17 protein-coding genes and 2 pseudogenes are annotated in these 16,764 nt (G+C 43.9%); 2 read left to right on the top strand and 17 right to left on the bottom strand.

The features are described 5' to 3' along the window. Nucleotides 1-392 precede the first annotated feature (392 nt). Nucleotides 393-1,406 carry a Vgb family protein gene (locus ACJJIF_RS19620; protein ID WP_444929959.1) on the top strand — a complete coding sequence of 338 codons (1,014 nt, stop codon included), beginning with the start codon at nt 393-395 and terminating at the stop codon, nt 1,404-1,406. An 84-nt stretch (nt 1,407-1,490) separates the two neighbouring features. Continuing rightward, entirely contained in the window at nt 1,491-2,090 is a 600-nt protein-coding gene (locus ACJJIF_RS19615; protein WP_444929958.1) for a class I SAM-dependent DNA methyltransferase, read from the top strand. A gap of 134 nt (nt 2,091-2,224) precedes the next feature. On the opposite strand, the gene ACJJIF_RS19610 is transcribed toward ACJJIF_RS19615, so the two are convergent. From ACJJIF_RS19610 to ACJJIF_RS19530, 17 genes and pseudogenes are all read right to left on the bottom strand, one after another. Then, nucleotides 2,225-2,620: a hypothetical protein gene (locus ACJJIF_RS19610; protein WP_444929957.1), complete on the bottom strand. Its 396-nt coding sequence runs from the start codon at nt 2,618-2,620 to the stop codon at nt 2,225-2,227. Between the two features lie 48 nt (nt 2,621-2,668). Then, complete coding sequence (locus tag ACJJIF_RS19605) at nt 2,669-3,580, bottom strand: zinc metalloprotease (protein ID WP_444929956.1); 912 nt, start codon at nt 3,578-3,580, stop codon at nt 2,669-2,671. Nucleotides 3,581-4,442: 862 nt separating this feature from the next. Continuing rightward, on the bottom strand, nt 4,443-5,264 hold the full coding sequence (locus ACJJIF_RS19600; protein ID WP_444929955.1) for a hypothetical protein: 822 nt from the start codon (nt 5,262-5,264) through the stop codon (nt 4,443-4,445). 519 nt (nt 5,265-5,783) lie between these two features. After that, complete coding sequence (locus tag ACJJIF_RS19595) at nt 5,784-6,023, bottom strand: hypothetical protein (RefSeq protein WP_444929954.1); 240 nt, start codon at nt 6,021-6,023, stop codon at nt 5,784-5,786. Between the two features lie 374 nt (nt 6,024-6,397). Further along, nucleotides 6,398-6,688: a hypothetical protein gene (locus tag ACJJIF_RS19590; RefSeq protein ID WP_444929953.1), complete on the bottom strand. Its 291-nt coding sequence runs from the start codon at nt 6,686-6,688 to the stop codon at nt 6,398-6,400. 448 nt (nt 6,689-7,136) lie between these two features. Beyond that, nucleotides 7,137-8,629: pseudogene (locus tag ACJJIF_RS19585) on the bottom strand (IS3 family transposase). Between the two features lie 631 nt (nt 8,630-9,260). Beyond that, nucleotides 9,261-9,497, bottom strand: a complete 237-nt coding sequence (locus tag ACJJIF_RS19580) for a hypothetical protein (RefSeq protein WP_444929952.1) — start codon at nt 9,495-9,497, stop codon at nt 9,261-9,263. Nucleotides 9,498-9,887: 390 nt separating this feature from the next. Further along, entirely contained in the window at nt 9,888-10,193 is a 306-nt protein-coding gene (locus ACJJIF_RS19575) for a hypothetical protein (protein ID WP_444929951.1), read from the bottom strand. A gap of 17 nt (nt 10,194-10,210) precedes the next feature. Beyond that, nucleotides 10,211-10,477 (bottom strand): annotated as a pseudogene (locus ACJJIF_RS19570) (IS66 family transposase); the annotation flags it as partial. 269 nt (nt 10,478-10,746) lie between these two features. Beyond that, nucleotides 10,747-11,070, bottom strand: a complete 324-nt coding sequence (locus tag ACJJIF_RS19565; RefSeq protein ID WP_444929950.1) for a hypothetical protein — start codon at nt 11,068-11,070, stop codon at nt 10,747-10,749. A gap of 381 nt (nt 11,071-11,451) precedes the next feature. Further along, nucleotides 11,452-11,778: a hypothetical protein gene (locus ACJJIF_RS19560; RefSeq protein WP_444929949.1), complete on the bottom strand. Its 327-nt coding sequence runs from the start codon at nt 11,776-11,778 to the stop codon at nt 11,452-11,454. Between the two features lie 696 nt (nt 11,779-12,474). After that, nucleotides 12,475-12,777, bottom strand: coding sequence for a hypothetical protein (locus ACJJIF_RS19555; protein WP_444929948.1), 303 nt, complete (start codon nt 12,775-12,777; stop codon nt 12,475-12,477). Nucleotides 12,778-13,347: 570 nt separating this feature from the next. Next, nucleotides 13,348-13,821: a hypothetical protein gene (locus tag ACJJIF_RS19550; RefSeq protein WP_444929947.1), complete on the bottom strand. Its 474-nt coding sequence runs from the start codon at nt 13,819-13,821 to the stop codon at nt 13,348-13,350. Between the two features lie 5 nt (nt 13,822-13,826). Continuing rightward, nucleotides 13,827-15,431 carry an RHS repeat domain-containing protein gene (locus ACJJIF_RS19545; protein WP_444929946.1) on the bottom strand — a complete coding sequence of 535 codons (1,605 nt, stop codon included), beginning with the start codon at nt 15,429-15,431 and terminating at the stop codon, nt 13,827-13,829. Nucleotides 15,432-15,666: 235 nt separating this feature from the next. After that, nucleotides 15,667-15,930 carry a hypothetical protein gene (locus tag ACJJIF_RS19540; protein WP_444929945.1) on the bottom strand — a complete coding sequence of 88 codons (264 nt, stop codon included), beginning with the start codon at nt 15,928-15,930 and terminating at the stop codon, nt 15,667-15,669. Between the two features lie 8 nt (nt 15,931-15,938). Further along, entirely contained in the window at nt 15,939-16,229 is a 291-nt protein-coding gene (locus ACJJIF_RS19535) for a hypothetical protein (RefSeq protein ID WP_444929944.1), read from the bottom strand. A gap of 87 nt (nt 16,230-16,316) precedes the next feature. After that, nucleotides 16,317-16,763, bottom strand: a complete 447-nt coding sequence (locus tag ACJJIF_RS19530; protein WP_444929943.1) for a hypothetical protein — start codon at nt 16,761-16,763, stop codon at nt 16,317-16,319. Nucleotide 16,764: the final 1 nt, after the last annotated feature.

The raw sequence follows: 16,764 nt of genomic DNA, 5'->3' as shown, positions 1-16,764 counted from the left end.
ACCTAAAAAGATTCAGGTCTGGAATATAGCAGGATAACCGATAGGGACTGTCAAAGTAATAATCAACAACACGCACCGGCTTCCACAATTAAGCGTCACAAAATAGGCGCGCTATTGATATCCCAAGGGAGCGGTTAACCGTCAAAACCAAAATTTAAACCGACTAAACTATAAGAACGCCCCGCCCAGGGCAAAGCATCAGAGACCGATAAAGTTGGCCCCAAGAGCCCTCAGCGTCTTCAGTAGCCTCGCCAAGTGATACGGCACTGAAAAGATGGTACGCCTGCTTTGGACTACAGCGATAGTAAATCCAGTCGACACCTTCCCAACTTGACCTATGCTTTACCTACCACAAGCCCTGACACCCAATAACATGAAAGCTAAGGAGAGAAATGCATATCGATACCAGGCGCCTTTACTATCTCACTTTCGCCCTGCTCTTTATTTCCTGGCACCCCTTATTGGCAAACGCAACTGCACAGGAGGATCACCTTCCCGATCAACTTAACCTCAACGAATGGAGAGTACCCTGGCAGGGACTTCCCAGGGACCCGCATGTAGATAGTAAAGGGGACGTTTGGTTTTGTGGCCAAGCAGGTAACTATATCGGCCAATTTATACCGATCTCAGAAAAATTTAAGCGATATGATATACCTGAAGGCACTTACCCACACAACCTGATTGTCGATGCCAATAATGTTGTCTGGTATGCCGGCAATCGCAACGCTTATATCGGTCGCCTCAACCCCAAAACTGGAGCCGTCAAGCGGTATCCAATGCCCGAGGGGATCGAGGACCCCCACACCCTAATCTTTAATCAAAATGGCAATATCTGGTTCACCGCCCAGCACAGCAACCGCATAGGTCTCTTAAATGTGGATAGCGGCAAAGTGCAAGCTGCCACACCGCCAACGGCCAATGCACGCCCCTACGGGATAAAAATTGATCCTCAAGGGTACCCCTGGGTAGCCTTATTTGGAACCAATAAACTGGCCCGGGTAGACCCGGAAACGATGGCCATTCGCGAGATTAGCCTGCCCCGCCCAGATGCCCGCCCCCGCAGGCTGGAAATAGATCCAAGCGGTAATATTTGGTACCTAGACTACCCCCAAGGCTACCTGGGCCGCTACACCCCAACGGAGAAAGTATTTAAGGAGTGGAAGCTACCAGGCGAAAGTCCCCGCCCCTACGGAACAGCACTGGACAATAGCAAGCAACTCTGGATCGCCGACACAGGCACCATACCAAACACCATCTTGGCATTTAATATAGAGACAGAAAAATTTACAAGTAGGACCCCTGTACCAAGCGGGGGCAGCATAAGATATATGTATTTTAACGATAGGGATGGCAGTTTTTGGTTTGGCGTTGATTCAGGATTTCTGGATCAGGCAATACCAAAATAAAGACCCGTATTCAACACTGAATTGCAGCAGCCTAAAGAGTGATACACTTCAAAGTTAAATTCAGACCCTAAAAAGTAAATCTTAATGGATACTAAGCAGACAGGGGAAGCGTATGACACAATCACTCACCTATGGGAACACAAAGAGTTCAACAGAGAAAACGGCATTATCCAACATAAACGAGCATTTAATTTCAGCAAGAATAGAGAGCTAGCACTGGATGTGGGTTGCGGCTGCACAGGAAGATTTATCAGTCTTTTACAAAATGAAGGCTTCACCCCGGAAGGGGTCGACATTTCAGAAAACATGATAAAAATTGCCAAAAACAAACACCCTAATATAAAGTTCTACCACCAAGATATATGCAAGTGGAAAGCCACAAAAAAATATGATTTTATCAGTGCCTGGGACAGTATTTGGCATATCCCAATTGAAAAACAACAGAAAGTTCTAATAAAATTAGTTTCTCTCCTTAACAAGGACGGCATTCTAATTTTCTCTTTTGGCGGAACCGACAAGGAAGATTGCCATACAAATAGTGCAATGGGTCCAGAGTTATACTACGCCACCCTGGGTACCAATAGATTGGTAGAGCTTATGATTGAACTGGGGTGTATTTGCAGGCACCTTGAATACGATCAACCCCCAGAGCTTCATGCCTACTTGATCGTACAGAAAATATAATCGCCCCTACAACATAAGCCTCCTCCGCTTACTACCGGGGGCAGAAGGAAAGAATACACTGCACTCACGACGCACCCTGTTGATAACGGTGTTAACTGAACGGGTAGCAGGGGCCGTCATAACTCCCATAAAGACTATTCTAGTGGTGGCTGCCAATCAATTACTGGTTTCACCCCTTCTGTATTACACAACCAAATAATAGCCTTAACCCCAGGCTTGATCTTTCCCGCAGTATCAAAGAGGCTCCCCCAATCAGCATCCCGAAAAGTGTTGCCCCGAAGACGGAACTGCCCAAGAGTCCCCTGCCAATCCGGCATGGCAAGCTTAAGAAACTCCCTTGTCCCATAGTCAGTAGAAATCCATATTTTAACTTCATCACCGGCTCTTTCAAGCCTCTCCACCGTCCCCTGCCAGGAAGTCAGTTGATTGCGATTACAAGTCACATATTCCGGAACAGCAAGTCTTTGAGCGAGTAGACCAGGGCTACTGAGAAATATTAAGAAAAACAATAAATATCGAGTGTTATTCATAAGTCACTATGGAAAATAGGGGGGAGATAGCCTCCCCCCGAGAAATGATTAGAGCCCCCGATAAGTTATGCTTTGCTCGTCTGCACGGGTAGCCTGTCCCTCAGTGAACTCATACATACAGCTATCATCCGTGTAATCCATAAAGTTTGTTACCGGATCTTCCCCGGCAGCATTTCGCCCTCTGGTGCAGGTATCGCGCCCGACCGGACAGCCATATGCGGCCGATCGCTCAGCAGGCGTATCTGAAACATAATCTCCCTGACCCGAACATCCCCCCTGGAAGGTGTGATATAGGCCCAACCAGTGGCCAACCTCATGGGTTAGGGTGTCGCCCTCATTGTAGGGCGATGCGTCTCCACCAGGCACCGAACCCGTTAAAATAATAACGCCATCATCCAGAGGATCGGAGGAATAGCTGCTTGGGAAGGTGGCCCAACCGAGTAAGCCACCTTCGAGCTCAGCGACATAAATATTAAGATCAGAAGCATCACCTTCGCGCAAAGAAGACTTCATCGAACGCTCAGCTGAAGAGTTATAACCAACATTGTACCAAGAGTTATTAGCCGTAACCGAAGTAGAAACCAGGTTGAATGTAAATGGCGTATTTGCATAAGCATCATTTAGCACGGCCATTTGAGCATTGATTTCTCTATTGGAAAGGGCGCCATTATTAGCGGTATCAGTAATCACGTGAAAGTATACATCAACAGTTACTGACCCATTAGGGCGTAAGGTGTGAGCCACACTGCTGTCACTCGAGATTTCACGCAGTGTAGCAAAGTGCTGCTCTTTCAATACAGCCTCCTGAATGGAAGGGTGATCTGTTCCACAGCGTTTTAGCCCACTATTATTAGCAGCCTCAACAGTGGAAACACTTTGAGCAAAACCAACAGCGGATGACGCAAACACACATAGGGACAAAGCAGCCTTTGCCGAGATACTGAAAATAGCCTTTCTCATAACTTGGACCTTAATTTTATTATTAAATTACACTCCCCATAAGAGCCCGCCAACTTTCCACGCTCAGACAAACATTTGTCAATAGAACTAATTCTTAAACTGATAATAATGTCACCAAACCCTTTAACTCGGCGGAACATTCAACAAAACAATTAAAAAAAACAATCTGCTCAGCAAAAATCTAAAAAACAAAATCATGGGCACCAAAAAAATAGTTACAAATGAAATTTATTTTCAGGACAAGCACAAGCGAACACTCACGCACACCAAAAGCAAAACACCAACCAAAAAAACATCTAAAAAATCAACCCAGAAAACTTAAAACCTTAACTCAAATCAATATCAATTATTATTTCAACAAGAGAAGTGCCTCACCCAGGGCTACCCCATATAAATCGGTGCAAAAACAAACAAAACAGACCTAAAATAGCTATCCCCCTTGACCGATAGAGTGTTTTTTTGAACAAAACCTAAAGCACCGAGGAAAGTCGGCCATTTCTAGGCTATTTAATCTGTCACTGGGATAGCTCTCCGAAATCCATTAAGAGCCAAGTAATTTAAGGGTAATTTCCAGTCACGGAAAGCAGTATCTGGTTTTTTTAAAATGTTCGCATAATAAAAGATACCGCATTGAAATATTACCCCCTTATAGTGTACTAACTTAATGCATGCATATAGCAGGCGGACCTTGATTTAAGGAGCAGCCACCAGCGCAGCATTTAATGGCTGCCGCCTTATCGAAACAACAGGAACCTTCAAGTATTTTCTAAAACCTCTGCGGTCATTTATCCTGCCGTATTTCTGCTTTGCAAGCTGGTTCACCATGGAGGTAAGACGACCTTGACAGATCTGTAAATAGCCTTCACTCAAGGGTGTATTCGTAGAACCCCTGGGCACGTAATCGCGCAATATTAAGCGCATACCCTCTACTATTTATCCATGTGTCGATCCATTCTGCACGCCGGTGCGCATCGGTAATATATTTAGAAAATTCTTCTAGCTTCTCCTGTATACAGTCGTCATCTGCATTAAAGTTATTGCTAGTCACTTCAGCAGCGGCAGTATTAATAAATGCGCCGATCAGTTCCGGGCTCTGCGCAAATGCCTCCACCAATTCAGAATGATAGCCCTCCACCAGATCCTCGCCGCACTGGCCATTGGCGGTGGTTGCTCGACAGGCCAATATCTTGAGGGTGTCTTTTGTAAAACCGTGCTGCTGAATAATTCTCTCTATCTGATAGGCTTGGTGCACCTCATGATCCAGGTCCGAAAGAAGTAGCAAGTCGGTATATAGAGGGATGTACCTGGCGTTGTGTAGGCATAGGATTGCAGCCCCAGCCTGGGCCAGATGATTTTCATAATCTTGCCATATAACAATGCCGTTATTTCTTGAATAACGAATGATATTCTCAATAAAGACAATGGCTTTTGCAGTCAAGCTCTCGTCCCTACAAAAGTGCTCAAATAGCTCTTCTTCGTCAATGATTTTTTCTGGTATACGAGTTTCCACCGCATAATATAGTTGATTATAACGAGTCAACTTATAATCAACGTTACTATCTATCGAATAGGAGTAATCAACCATTTTGTCGGCGATAAAGTGTAAGTTATCTAAAACATTAATATTGCAGACTTCGATTGTGAGACAGAGCCCATCATTCTTAGCAGATAAATCAGTACGCATAAGCTATTCTTAAGGCCTTTTAGGGTGGGAAACTTCAGAGTATTACATATTACAAGACTTCGGACAGTTTTGGGGAGAAAATTTGGGGTGCCGTGGTGGAGCCCATGGGCTGACACTGAGAGAATAAAATTTCCCAAAGCTAATTAATGCAGTAACCGCCGATGAAAGATACAATTAAAACAGTTTTTGCCCAAATCTCCAATATTGGTCTTACCCAGCAAAAATTTATACTGACTCTATTGACCTCATTAATGATCTTTCGGGGCAAGGCGACATATCTAAATATGGGCAGATTCAGATCCTCAAGTGAAGGGCGCTATCGACTCTGGTCGCACAGAGACTTTGACTTCACCCAGTTTAACACAAAACTATTATTAGTGAATTCCAGGCTGATCATGAGTGTATTACTGCTATCGATGCCAGTTTCATCAACAAATCTGGCAAAAAAGCTGATGGATTAGAATCGTTTTTACACCAACTTATATGGGACAGACCTGACTACTCATACCATTCGTTTTTTCACCCAGGAAAAACTGACGGGATAACCCTTCTGCCTTTATAAAATTCTTTATTTTGCTGAAATTCCAGCGCTAACTTAGCAGCTTCTTCTTGACCAATTGATACTCTAGTAATTTCTTCTTCCGTTAGCTTCACACAAATATCAACTTCAAATGCCCCTCCAGAAAAAAAAGTTAGGTACCAATCAGTATCATCCTGAACCAATAAGTATGAATAAGGCTCTTTAAAAACTATTTTCATCTTTTTTCTTCGCACTATCAGTTGCATCAGAAACACTCATTTTCTTACAGGCTCCCATCTATGGGTGTCTAGAACTTGCCTGCATTCATTTGTCTAAAAAATACTCTGCAAATCAAAAAAGATGTCTATTTTACTCGTTTTTACATATGGGACAGCCCTGGAGGGAATCGGAACTTAGCGACACGTGTTGCCTGCTCTTTCATTGCGTGAGCAACTACTAAATCATTTCTTACCTTAAGCCAAAACCTTTAAAGCTTGATCAGTAAGAGATACTCTATGACTATTTACATAGCTTAAAATTTCGGTTCTTTCATTATCAGAATATGAAGCAAATGTACTTTTAGGCCATATGTTAAATTTATTGAGACAGCTCTCTAAATATCTCTTTTTTTCCCATCAGATAATTTCTCTGAAAGCACTCTCGGCAACAGTTCATACAATTTGATATTGTATGAAGAGCTAAGCCAGAAAAAACCAGGCAATAATCTTTCATCAATAATCTTATAGACTTCATAAAATGCCTCTAGAACATCTTTAGTGCTTGAGACAATTACAAACCTCTCTTTAAAGTCATCGTACCCCTTAAATTCTTCAAGTTTTGTATTTTTGACATATTTATAATTCCCCTCTAAAAGGTCCTTTAGGTTTCTTGCAACATTATCCATAACCACTCCAGAATTGGTCTTACGGGTAGATTAAGTCGAGTGACTCCTTGTACCTTACCCCCTATAATCACCCAATCTTTCATTGTACGCTGCCGTGCGCCCCCGACAGCCCCAGGATCACTAATATCATTCAAATAAGAAGGGCCTTTCCCAAAAATCTGTAACATACCCTTACTATCAGAAATAGTCTATATCAATTCAATAGCTAGCCACTTTATACACCCTATAATCGTCTCAACCTAGTACAGAATATATTCCTGTAACTTTTCTATCCTCAACTATATTTACACCCTCAACATTTTCGTGGAATACCATATATTTACCAACTAATAGTGATCAATTCTTACTATTAACCCAGCGGACATCTAGTGATGATATAATACAGACATAAAAAAATAAGATGCACGGTATCTGTCAACGTAGTTGTCGCGTTTAAGGTATCAGCTCTTTAACAATTTACCGCCTTTTCCGGATTCAGAGTTACCGATTCCGGCAAGCTGATGTTTCTGGTTTCTCCTGACCAGCGGCGAGGGTTCTTGGCCTTCGCAGCTTCAAGCACCGCTTTGCGCTGGATCAGTATCTCGTGAGCTTCGCCATTATGGCGCTGCTCAGGTGTCACGTAGTTCAAGCCACTGTGGCGATGTTCGGTGTTGTACCACTGAACAAACGTCAGTACCCAGTTCCGAGCTTCATCGATTGTTTTGAAGCCAGTTACCGGGAAGCCCAGCCGGAACTTCAGCGTCTTGAACAATGACTCAGAGTAAGCATTGTCGTTACTCACCCGGGGACAGCTGTTCGAGGGCGTTATGCCAAGGTCGTACAGTTTCTCCAAGAAGGTCGCCGCCTTCATGGGGCTGCCATTATCGGAGTGCAGTACAAGAGGCTTCTTCTTGGCTGCCAGGTGCTCCCTCCCGCCAGTAGGCTTTCTCGATAAACTCACAAGCCAACTCTCCTATCTCACGCTCATACACTTCATGGCCGACGATTTTCCGGCTGTAAACATCCATGACCAGATACAGGTAGCACCAGGTTCCGCATGCTGGCCCCGGCAGCCACGAGATATCCCAAGACCACAGGTAATTTGGCTCTGAGGCTTTGTGTGTGGTCACTGCTCGCTTTTTCTCTGGTGCCTTCTGCCGGCCTCGGCAGTGAACCTGATCATGCTCTCGTAAAACTCGATAAAGTGTCGATTCAGAAGCGAGGTAATGGCCCTGATCCAGCTGGTCGGCAACAATAAATGCTGGCGGCAGCTTCGGTATTCAGGTTGGTTACACAGGGCTACCACGGCTTGATGCTCCTTGACGGTCAGCTTGTTCGATGGCTCCGGCCTGGGCACCACGGGCCTCTGATCTTCTCTGACAACCGCATCAGTGGTCCAGCGTTGATAGGTGCGTAAGCTCACGTTCAGCAAGGCACAAGCCTTAGCCAGCCGGGCTCCGCTGCGATTGGCTTCGGCAATCAGGGCAATGGTTTGCTGGCGATCTGGAAGGCTGGTCATTCGTCCTCGTCTTTGTGGCCCCAGATCGCCTCGGCTTTTTTTGACAGTGTGAGCAGCGCAGCGGTTTCTGCGAGCGCCTTCTCCTTGCGTTGTAGCTCTGCCTCAAGCTTTTTAATACGATTTTTCTCGGCCTTACTGGCTTTTTGGTTGCGCTTCGACTGCTCGTCAGATACAGCATTAGCTGACATGCAGGCTGCTTTCCAGGCCTCAATCTACTCGGCAAAAAGGCCGTTTTTGCGGCAGTATTCATTGAGTTCCGCCTCAGTCATCGGGGCGGTCTCAAGGACGATTCTGAATTTTTCTTCGCTACTCCAGTTTTCGGGAGTGGCAGAGTTGGACGGCAAAACAGCACCTCGTTGTCTAGCGGCTTTGCGCCAATTGTACAGGGTGGCGGTACAGAAAAATTCTGGACCCCCATCAAGTAGAAAATATAAACCGCCAATTCTATTGGCATGATCCCACGCAAGTACTCGACAGCACGATTACCGCCCTTTTATCCAAAAGCAGCGATTTCCAAAACCTAACCAGAAATTCCCAGAATTTCATCTCCTTTACCTGTAAACCAAAGAGAAAGAGCCGCCAGATGGTCAGCTAGCCCTATTGCCGGCACCACCCTTCAGTCTTTGGCTGTCCTAGATCTTCCTAGATCTTCATTTTTGGCTGTCCTAGATATTAAGATCTTGCTTGTCCTAGATCTTGTTGCCTAACTGGCTTCGCCGGACCTAACCCGTGCGGGACACGCACGAATCGCCTACAGGATCTACCGAGTTCCGCGCAAAAGACATCAATACATGCATCAGGTCAACAGACTCCGGAGACCGATGTAGATACTCACAAGAAACGTATCCACCTCTGTTGCCTTCCCCATCACCCAACAAGGTCAGCGATCTCAAATCTTGTTTTCGGAGCTCAATACTGAGCCTGTATCTTCCCCTGTCAACGCTTAACACTGGCCGTTACCGAACAGCGCCCATGACTCGGGGCCCCAGCGGTTTGCTAAACCTTACCGGGTAGAGGGCTTTCACCTCCAATCTTTTGCCGATTTATCTCGGCGCACTGGGTGTCCAGAACTGTTTATTTTAAATCCTTTTTAGACACAAAAATTTTTGTGATACATTCCTTTCCATCAATAATATTTGTTTCAACTTGAATATTCTTAAGGTTGGCTATCTGGTCGTAAACAAAAGGGTTCATACCATCAACTGAATGCTTTGCCTCACATAACAAATAGCGATTCCCATCATCATCGCAAAACACAAATGAAAAAATCTCACCACCTTGAGAGCCAGAAAAACTTACGCGCTTTCTCATAATTATTTAACCTTCTTCGGGTTTGAATAGGAAACTTTACCCGTATTTTCTGGCAACCAGAATTGCGTTAGAATCTGGGTTCCTCCTCCTTTATATAACTTTCCTGAACGCGATGATTGTGGACAAACTTCACCCAAGAGCACTTTGGAACCCTTGCCAATCTGAACATCAACTATATTGTCCATAGTGTTATAAACCGACTTACCATGCTCATCATAAAATGGACTTAACGGATCAGAGACTGGGCCACTGGCTTTGTTTAGACGTAACTTTTGCAGCCGCCCCTGAGGGTCGTAGTCCCGCTGACTCTCCAGGCCATTACCGTGCTGACGCTGACTCTCCCGACCCAGTTCATCGTGACTGATGCTGGTAATCAGCTGATCGGCATCACTACCCGCCGGGCGGCGGAGTTGAAGGCCTCAATCTATGGGTGTCCAGAAATGTTCCTCTCAATCTACCAGGTTTTTGAATCAGCAGATCATCAACTTGTCGACTCCGACACTTATCAACAAATTCCAAAGCATTATTCAAATCCATTTTATATAATTCATATGCATCTTTTGTAATTTCATAGTACTCCTCATAGTCTGCATACTCATTTCTCACCGGTATTGACACATAAAACCTCCTCGAGTCTTCCTCAATACCGATAGAAAATCGTTCTGCCCTATTAACCGCTACATCAGTAAATTTCATTGCTATTCCTAAAGTAACTATCCAGCACTAATTTCAAAAGCTTTGAATTTTTCCAGTAAAAATCCAGGCCACTCTCCATTAAATAGTTGTGTTAATGCTTCTCCAGGGGCAATGTCATTTTTCTGGCAAGTCAAAAGGTAAGAGCGGATAAGACAGAAGGCTCTTGCGCCTTCTTCAGAGCGAAAGCAACCCGAAATCTTTTGCTGTACCTTAGTCATTCGAAGATCTCGCTCCCCCTGATTATTAGTGAACGGTACTTCAGCACGCTCCATAAAACGAAGGACCCTTCAGTCTTCGGCTGTCCTAGATCTTCCTTTACCTACTTCTGCTTAATGTAGCGGCCCCTAAAGAACCTATTTATTTCTTTATTATTTGGAATCAGATTAAGTAGATTAATCATAAAAATCTTCGGATACACTTAGAAGTTGGAATGCGACCACCTGATTCACTTGTGTTATTATTGTGTGCAAACATTCTCTGCGCCCACAAACCAGTTTCACCTTTTGCTTTTCCTCCTGGGCTCCCGTCCCCCTTATATAGTCGGATTTTCAGTCTACGCCCCCAAATCGAACGAACCACAAGCGTTTTTTACCATAACTTCTGATACATGCATTTCATTAAGAAAATTTTGATTGTAATTTGAAGAACACTCTAGATAACTTCGTGCACAGTTAAGCAACGCCAACAGTTTCCGCCTCTGGCCCGAAGAACTACCATTTTTGACAACCGACTCCAGTGCTTCCTCATATTTCTGAAGATACTCTCGAACAGTATCTTCATCTGACTCAACAAGTTTAGCGCTAATAGCCTTGATTGTTTTTTCAAGCTGCTCAATAAGTTTTTTATCTTTAGCCAAAGAAACACCTTTGATAGCCACCTCCAAATAGAAAGCCCCCTAATACCTATATGCCATTTCTCCGACCAACCTTCTAGCATTAAGATTTGATCGCCCCACTGCAACATCGCAAAGCCAATTAGCCCTCCATAGAAGGTTTAGCATAGCTATATTTTTATTCGCTCTGATTTTATTTCTTAGCATTACTATTATTAGATACCTTAGACTGCTTATTTAAAGTCAAAAGCCCCCACTTTTTCAGAAACTATTAACATAGTGATCCCCACCGGAGTGCTTGCACATTAAATTTGGCACAAGAGTTCGACAGCAGCACTCAAACTTAAATTGGATTTGGTTATTTTTTCTATATAGCGAAAAAATGACACAAAACTCTGGATACTACAGCCTGGGGAGCCTTAACTTTTACAACTTGGACTTTACAGACAAAACTATCCACTCAAAAAACTCTAAAGAATCTTTATAATCCCCCAGATAAGGAGCTATAGCACAGCTATAATTAATACATAGCAGTAATTCTTCAATGCTAGAGCTAGATGCCTTACCTTCTTTAAACTCTGAGTTGATAAACTTCCACAAGCTTCTAGCCTTGCCAGCATATTCATCCCCCCATAGCTCTTGGAAAAGGCTAGTAGGATCAAAAGATCTGGCAAAGCAGTCATAATCAGCCACACCCGCATTCATCAAAGGTAACTCTTCAAGGGTTGGCCGCATTTTTAACTCATTATTCATAACAATTAAACCAAGTGTGTTAAAAAAAGAATAGACGCACCTCTAGCCTGATCTCTGCCAACTATCGGGACAACCATCAAAATCAGCTAAAATATCGCTTTCAGCAATCAAGCCATAAAGGTACTCGGCAGAAAAACTATCAATCCTGATGATATATTTTTCCTTTAAAATAGACTTCGTAGGAACACTCTGAATCTACAACTTTACCCCAAGCCATAAGATTATCAAACATATTCAATCTTCACCTCATATTTCCTATTTCAGCTTACATAAACCTGTCTTGATGACCCTATAATTTACCCGCATGTTCCCGCACCATCCAAATCGATGCTTTACCTTAGACACACTAACAAGCTGGCAACACTCAATACCACCGAATACACTTTAGATAAGCCGAAAGCGAATTGAGGTAAAAACTATTCAACAACCTGCATTCAAATATGTGCGGCCGCCTACATGGGGGCCGACAGGGCCTTCTCAATAAACGCTGGGTACACGGGCCTACACTTCCTCTCAGCCACTCCGAAGCACTCGATAGCACGATTGACGCTCTTTTACTTTTACAATAAAGAGGAAGAAAGGCCAGAAAGGAGATAACGCTACCCTCCCGCCTCTGGATGTCCCAGCTCCCAAACCTATGGACACCCAAAACAAGCGTTTACTATGAGTGTTTAGAACTGCTTACTTATATATTTCTTAGGTCAACGGGGCGCCAGGGAGTTGCTTCGACACTTCCCGAAAAACACCCAAAATTTTTTTCAAAAAAAATATAATATCTTCATCCTTTTGCCTAAGATTCGGCAGAATCTCTTCAAAATTTAAATTTGGCTCATTAAGAAGCCAAACCGCTGCCTTTTTGCAGCGCTCCATCTCACTGAAGTTATAGTTTTTGCAAATATACTTATTTAACGCTTCATATTTTTTCTCATCATGAACATCTGGTATATAATATAAGAAATATAGTACAGCACCGATGCCTTCTGGCTTCCTATTTTTCATTAAAAATCCACCCAATCTTCGGGTATGTCATCGCCCAGTTTCCACTCATCTGCATCTCTAAACCTTTTATGTGGTGTTGGCTCCAGAGCCGAGCCATCATCTTTCCAACCAGATCTCATGACCTGGTTCAAGTGATTATGATCAACACTCCTATCTTCTAGCTATTTGCCAGAGAGGGGATAGCGCTATCCTCCCATTTCTGGATGCCCTAGGCTCCCCAATCTATGGACGTCCAGAACCAGGGGTATGATCTATGGGTGTCCAGAAATGTTCTTTCCTGGGTACACGGCATAAGCGACTGCCGACGTCTCCTCTCAGCTACGCCCTGCTAATCTACTCCTGCCTCAAGTACTAAACAGCACGATTACCGCCCTTTTATCCAAAAGCGCGATTTCCAAAACCTAACCAGCAATCCCCAGCATTTCATCTCCTTTACCTGCAAACCAAAGAGAAAGAGCCGCCAGATGGTCAGCTAGCCCTATTACCGGAACCACCCTTCAGTCTTTGGCTGTCCTAGATCTTCACTGGTGGACAGGATTAAATACATAGGTAGATATTGTACCCAACGTGCTACCCCTTCTCAGCTCCTTCTAGAATTTTTTTTAAAATTTTGTTTCCTTTGCGATAGGCAAAATCAGCATGTGTGTTTAATTTATCCTTATACTGGCTCAAATCACCCGCTTTCTTAACCCCTAACAAGTAATCTTTTACAAGAGTAGACTCCAAAGAATCTAGTTCTAAAAATAAATTTGACCCTGGCAATTTATTGGCATTTTTCTGAGCCACATATGATGAAAAATTTGCAAGAAAGTGAAACAAATCTGATTCTGTAGGAGATAAGCCCTTTATAAAATCAATAAAAGCATCGTCGAACTTCTTACCATTCTCTGGGGATGCTTTCAAAAATGTATTCACATGACCACTTATATTCGCCCCATGTAAATGCCCTTCGTAATCAGGACTTGGGACAAAGTAGACGCCACGCCCCCTAAAGAAGCAATTTGTTTCTTTGTTATTTAGAGCCACTTCAAATAGATTAACCATAAAACTCACCGAATACGCTTAGAATTTGAAAAATGATTCATTAGTTCATCTACACTATTATCGTGTACGATATTCTCAGCCCCTATTAAAGCAGCCTCACTAGTCCCACCTTTAGTTTTTCCTCCAGGTATCCACTCTCCCTCATATGCACCGTCTTCACGACCATCAGCAATGTCATAATCAAACCTTGTATCCCCAGGCTCTACTACCACATAAACTATCTTCTCATCACTCAAATCCACATTACCTAAGCTCAGCTCATCCCTTAAAACAGTCCAATCACGACCAGATGACTCGTATTTTTCAATGACAGCATCCATTTCAGATCGCAAACCTACAAATTTACGTGGAGGAAGACTTGTAAATTCTGGGTTTTCCATCCAACCTTGAACAGCAATAAATCCAGCCCCTTCATTCTGAAAACTATCTAAATGAGCATTAATGTAGGACTGCGGCAAGTAAGTTGATGGATCTGGTCGTTTAAGCTTTTCAGTGCGGCTACCCATCGCAGCGACTTCTTTCATTTTTTGATATGACTTAGCCGCTTCTGAACTATTTGCAAAGTACCCTTTAGTGTTTCTCTGAAACTCATTCCAAGAATTCACTGGAGGACAATCTTTACTAGTTAGTCCGTAGGGATCTATCCAAGTTACTGGATTCGGTACATACCTATAATTATTCGCCCCACCCAGCAACCCAATCGGGTCCTGCTGAGTAAACTCCCCTACCTGCGGATCATAGTACCTAAACCGATTGTAGTGTAGCCCTGTCTCTTCATCGAAGTACTGTCCCTGGAAGCGAATCGGTTGCTCTATCCGATGTTCATGGGCTAAAGCAATATTGCCATAGCTCTTATAGACGACACTCCATACGACTTCACCTTCCTGATTGGTAAGGGTATCCGGCGTTCCCAGATGATCCAGGTGGTAGTGGTAAACCTGATCTTTCTCTTGTTTGCCTTCCTTTAACGCAACAGGCTTAAAAGTACCCGGTTCAAAATAGTAAGTCCGAGTATTCAGATTTTGCTGGGTGCGGATATCGAATTTGTTTTCACGAAGCAGGACACCCCCATCCCAGAGGAAGCTGGTTTGTTCACTATTAGTTGCCTTGCCAATACGACGGCCCAGCGGGTCGTACTGGTAGTGAACCTCTTGCTGAAGCTGCTCTACCCCTTCTTCTAGTTTGAGCTTTTCTACCCGCACCAACTGCTGCCGAGCATTGTAGTGATAGCGGGTTTGCAGCTTCTGTCCTTTGCCACGCAGTTCGGCAATGTGGTTGCCATGAATATCGTAGCGGTAGTGGGTATCACCACGGAAAGCTAAGCGATTGCCTTTGATCTGAGTGGCACTGGCCTGTTGTTTGGCTTCATCCTTTGAATTAGCGGCGGCGAGGATATTGTGTGCAGGATCATGCACAAAATACTCGGGGTTGGGGCCATCTACCTGAGTCAAGCGGTCTAGGGCATCGTAGTGGTAGCTACGCATGCCACGCAGGCTATCCTCGGTCTTGGCGATCTGACCAGCTTTGTTGTATTGATAGCCGCGCTCCAATATGGAATTTGTATTTTGGGTTGGATCAGAGACTGGGCCACTGGTTTTGTTTAGACGCAACTTTTGCAGCCGCCCCTGAGGGTCGTCCCGCTGACTCTCCCGACCCAGTTCATCGTGACTGATGCTGGTAATCAGTTGATCGGCATCACTACCCGCCGGGCGGCGGAGTTGAAGGCCTCAATCTATGGGTGTCCAGAAATGTTCCTAGGGTGATGGAAGGTTGCCAGGTACTCACCACTGAACAAACACCAAGCGCTTAACGTAAAAACCCAGCCCTATGCTGGGCTTTTAAAAATTAAAGAGGAGCCCCTCTCAATCTACCAGATTTTTGAATCAGCAGATCATCAACTTGTCGACTCCGACACTTATCAACAAATTCCAAAGCATTATTCAAATCCATTTTATATAATTCATATGCCTCTTTTGTAATTTCATAGCACTCCTCATAGTCTGCATACTCATTTCTCACCGGTATTGATACATAAAACCTCCTCGCCCCCTCCTCAACACCGATAGAAAATCGTTCTGCCCTATTAACCGCTACATCAGTAAATTTCATTGCTATTCCTAAAATGATAATGGTGTTTGCCTAAATTGACTTGGCAAAATATCACCAGCATCTATTACTGCCTCCAAAGCACCATCAGGAAGTCTCCCCCCAGGAATCCACAAATCATTAGCTCCCGCCTCATTACCAGACGGAATTCTTAGATTTAACTCTCTTGGTTTTGGAATATCTACCCTAACCAACGTATTAGCGTCAAAGAAGTCTTCTGGAAGACCTAACGCATTAGCCATTGCTCCAGAATTACCATTGGAAGATGACAACAATTTATCTGCCTCACTTCTCGTCATCACAAAAGAAGTTCCATCTCGCTGAGCAACAGGATAAAAAATCCCAACTCGATGGCTGGGCTTCCTATCTAATTTGGTATTTAAGTTAAGTTAAGCAATCCTTTCCCATAAACCTGGGTAGTTGCGCTCAGACTCAACCAAACACCACAACGAACCACAAGAAGCACACTTGTAATAACCTTCTGACCCCAGCTGACCGGGCTCTGGTTGGTACCATGATGGCTTCGATACGCGCTCCAAAATGTTTTTCTGAATAGCATCTCGAACCTGTCGTGTACAATTCTCATGATCAGATAAACCGCTGAAAACCCGCTCGCTAGGCAAAGATTTACACTGGGCACAAGGAGCAACAATGGTTTTACCCAAACCAAGCACCGTAGTAGCATCACCTCTTTTTAATTTAATTAGCGCCCCCGGCGACAAACTTCTTGAATGTTGGTCAGATGCTTTTTTCACATAAGATCTGAAATCATCAATACTTAGAGATTCAGACCTTAGTTGCTTTAACTTATCAATCAACTCTTCACTAATACTCACA

Source organism: Microbulbifer regidiadema (SeqCode) (assembly GCF_052467605.1).
This window is presented reverse-complemented; position numbering and strand designations above follow the sequence as displayed.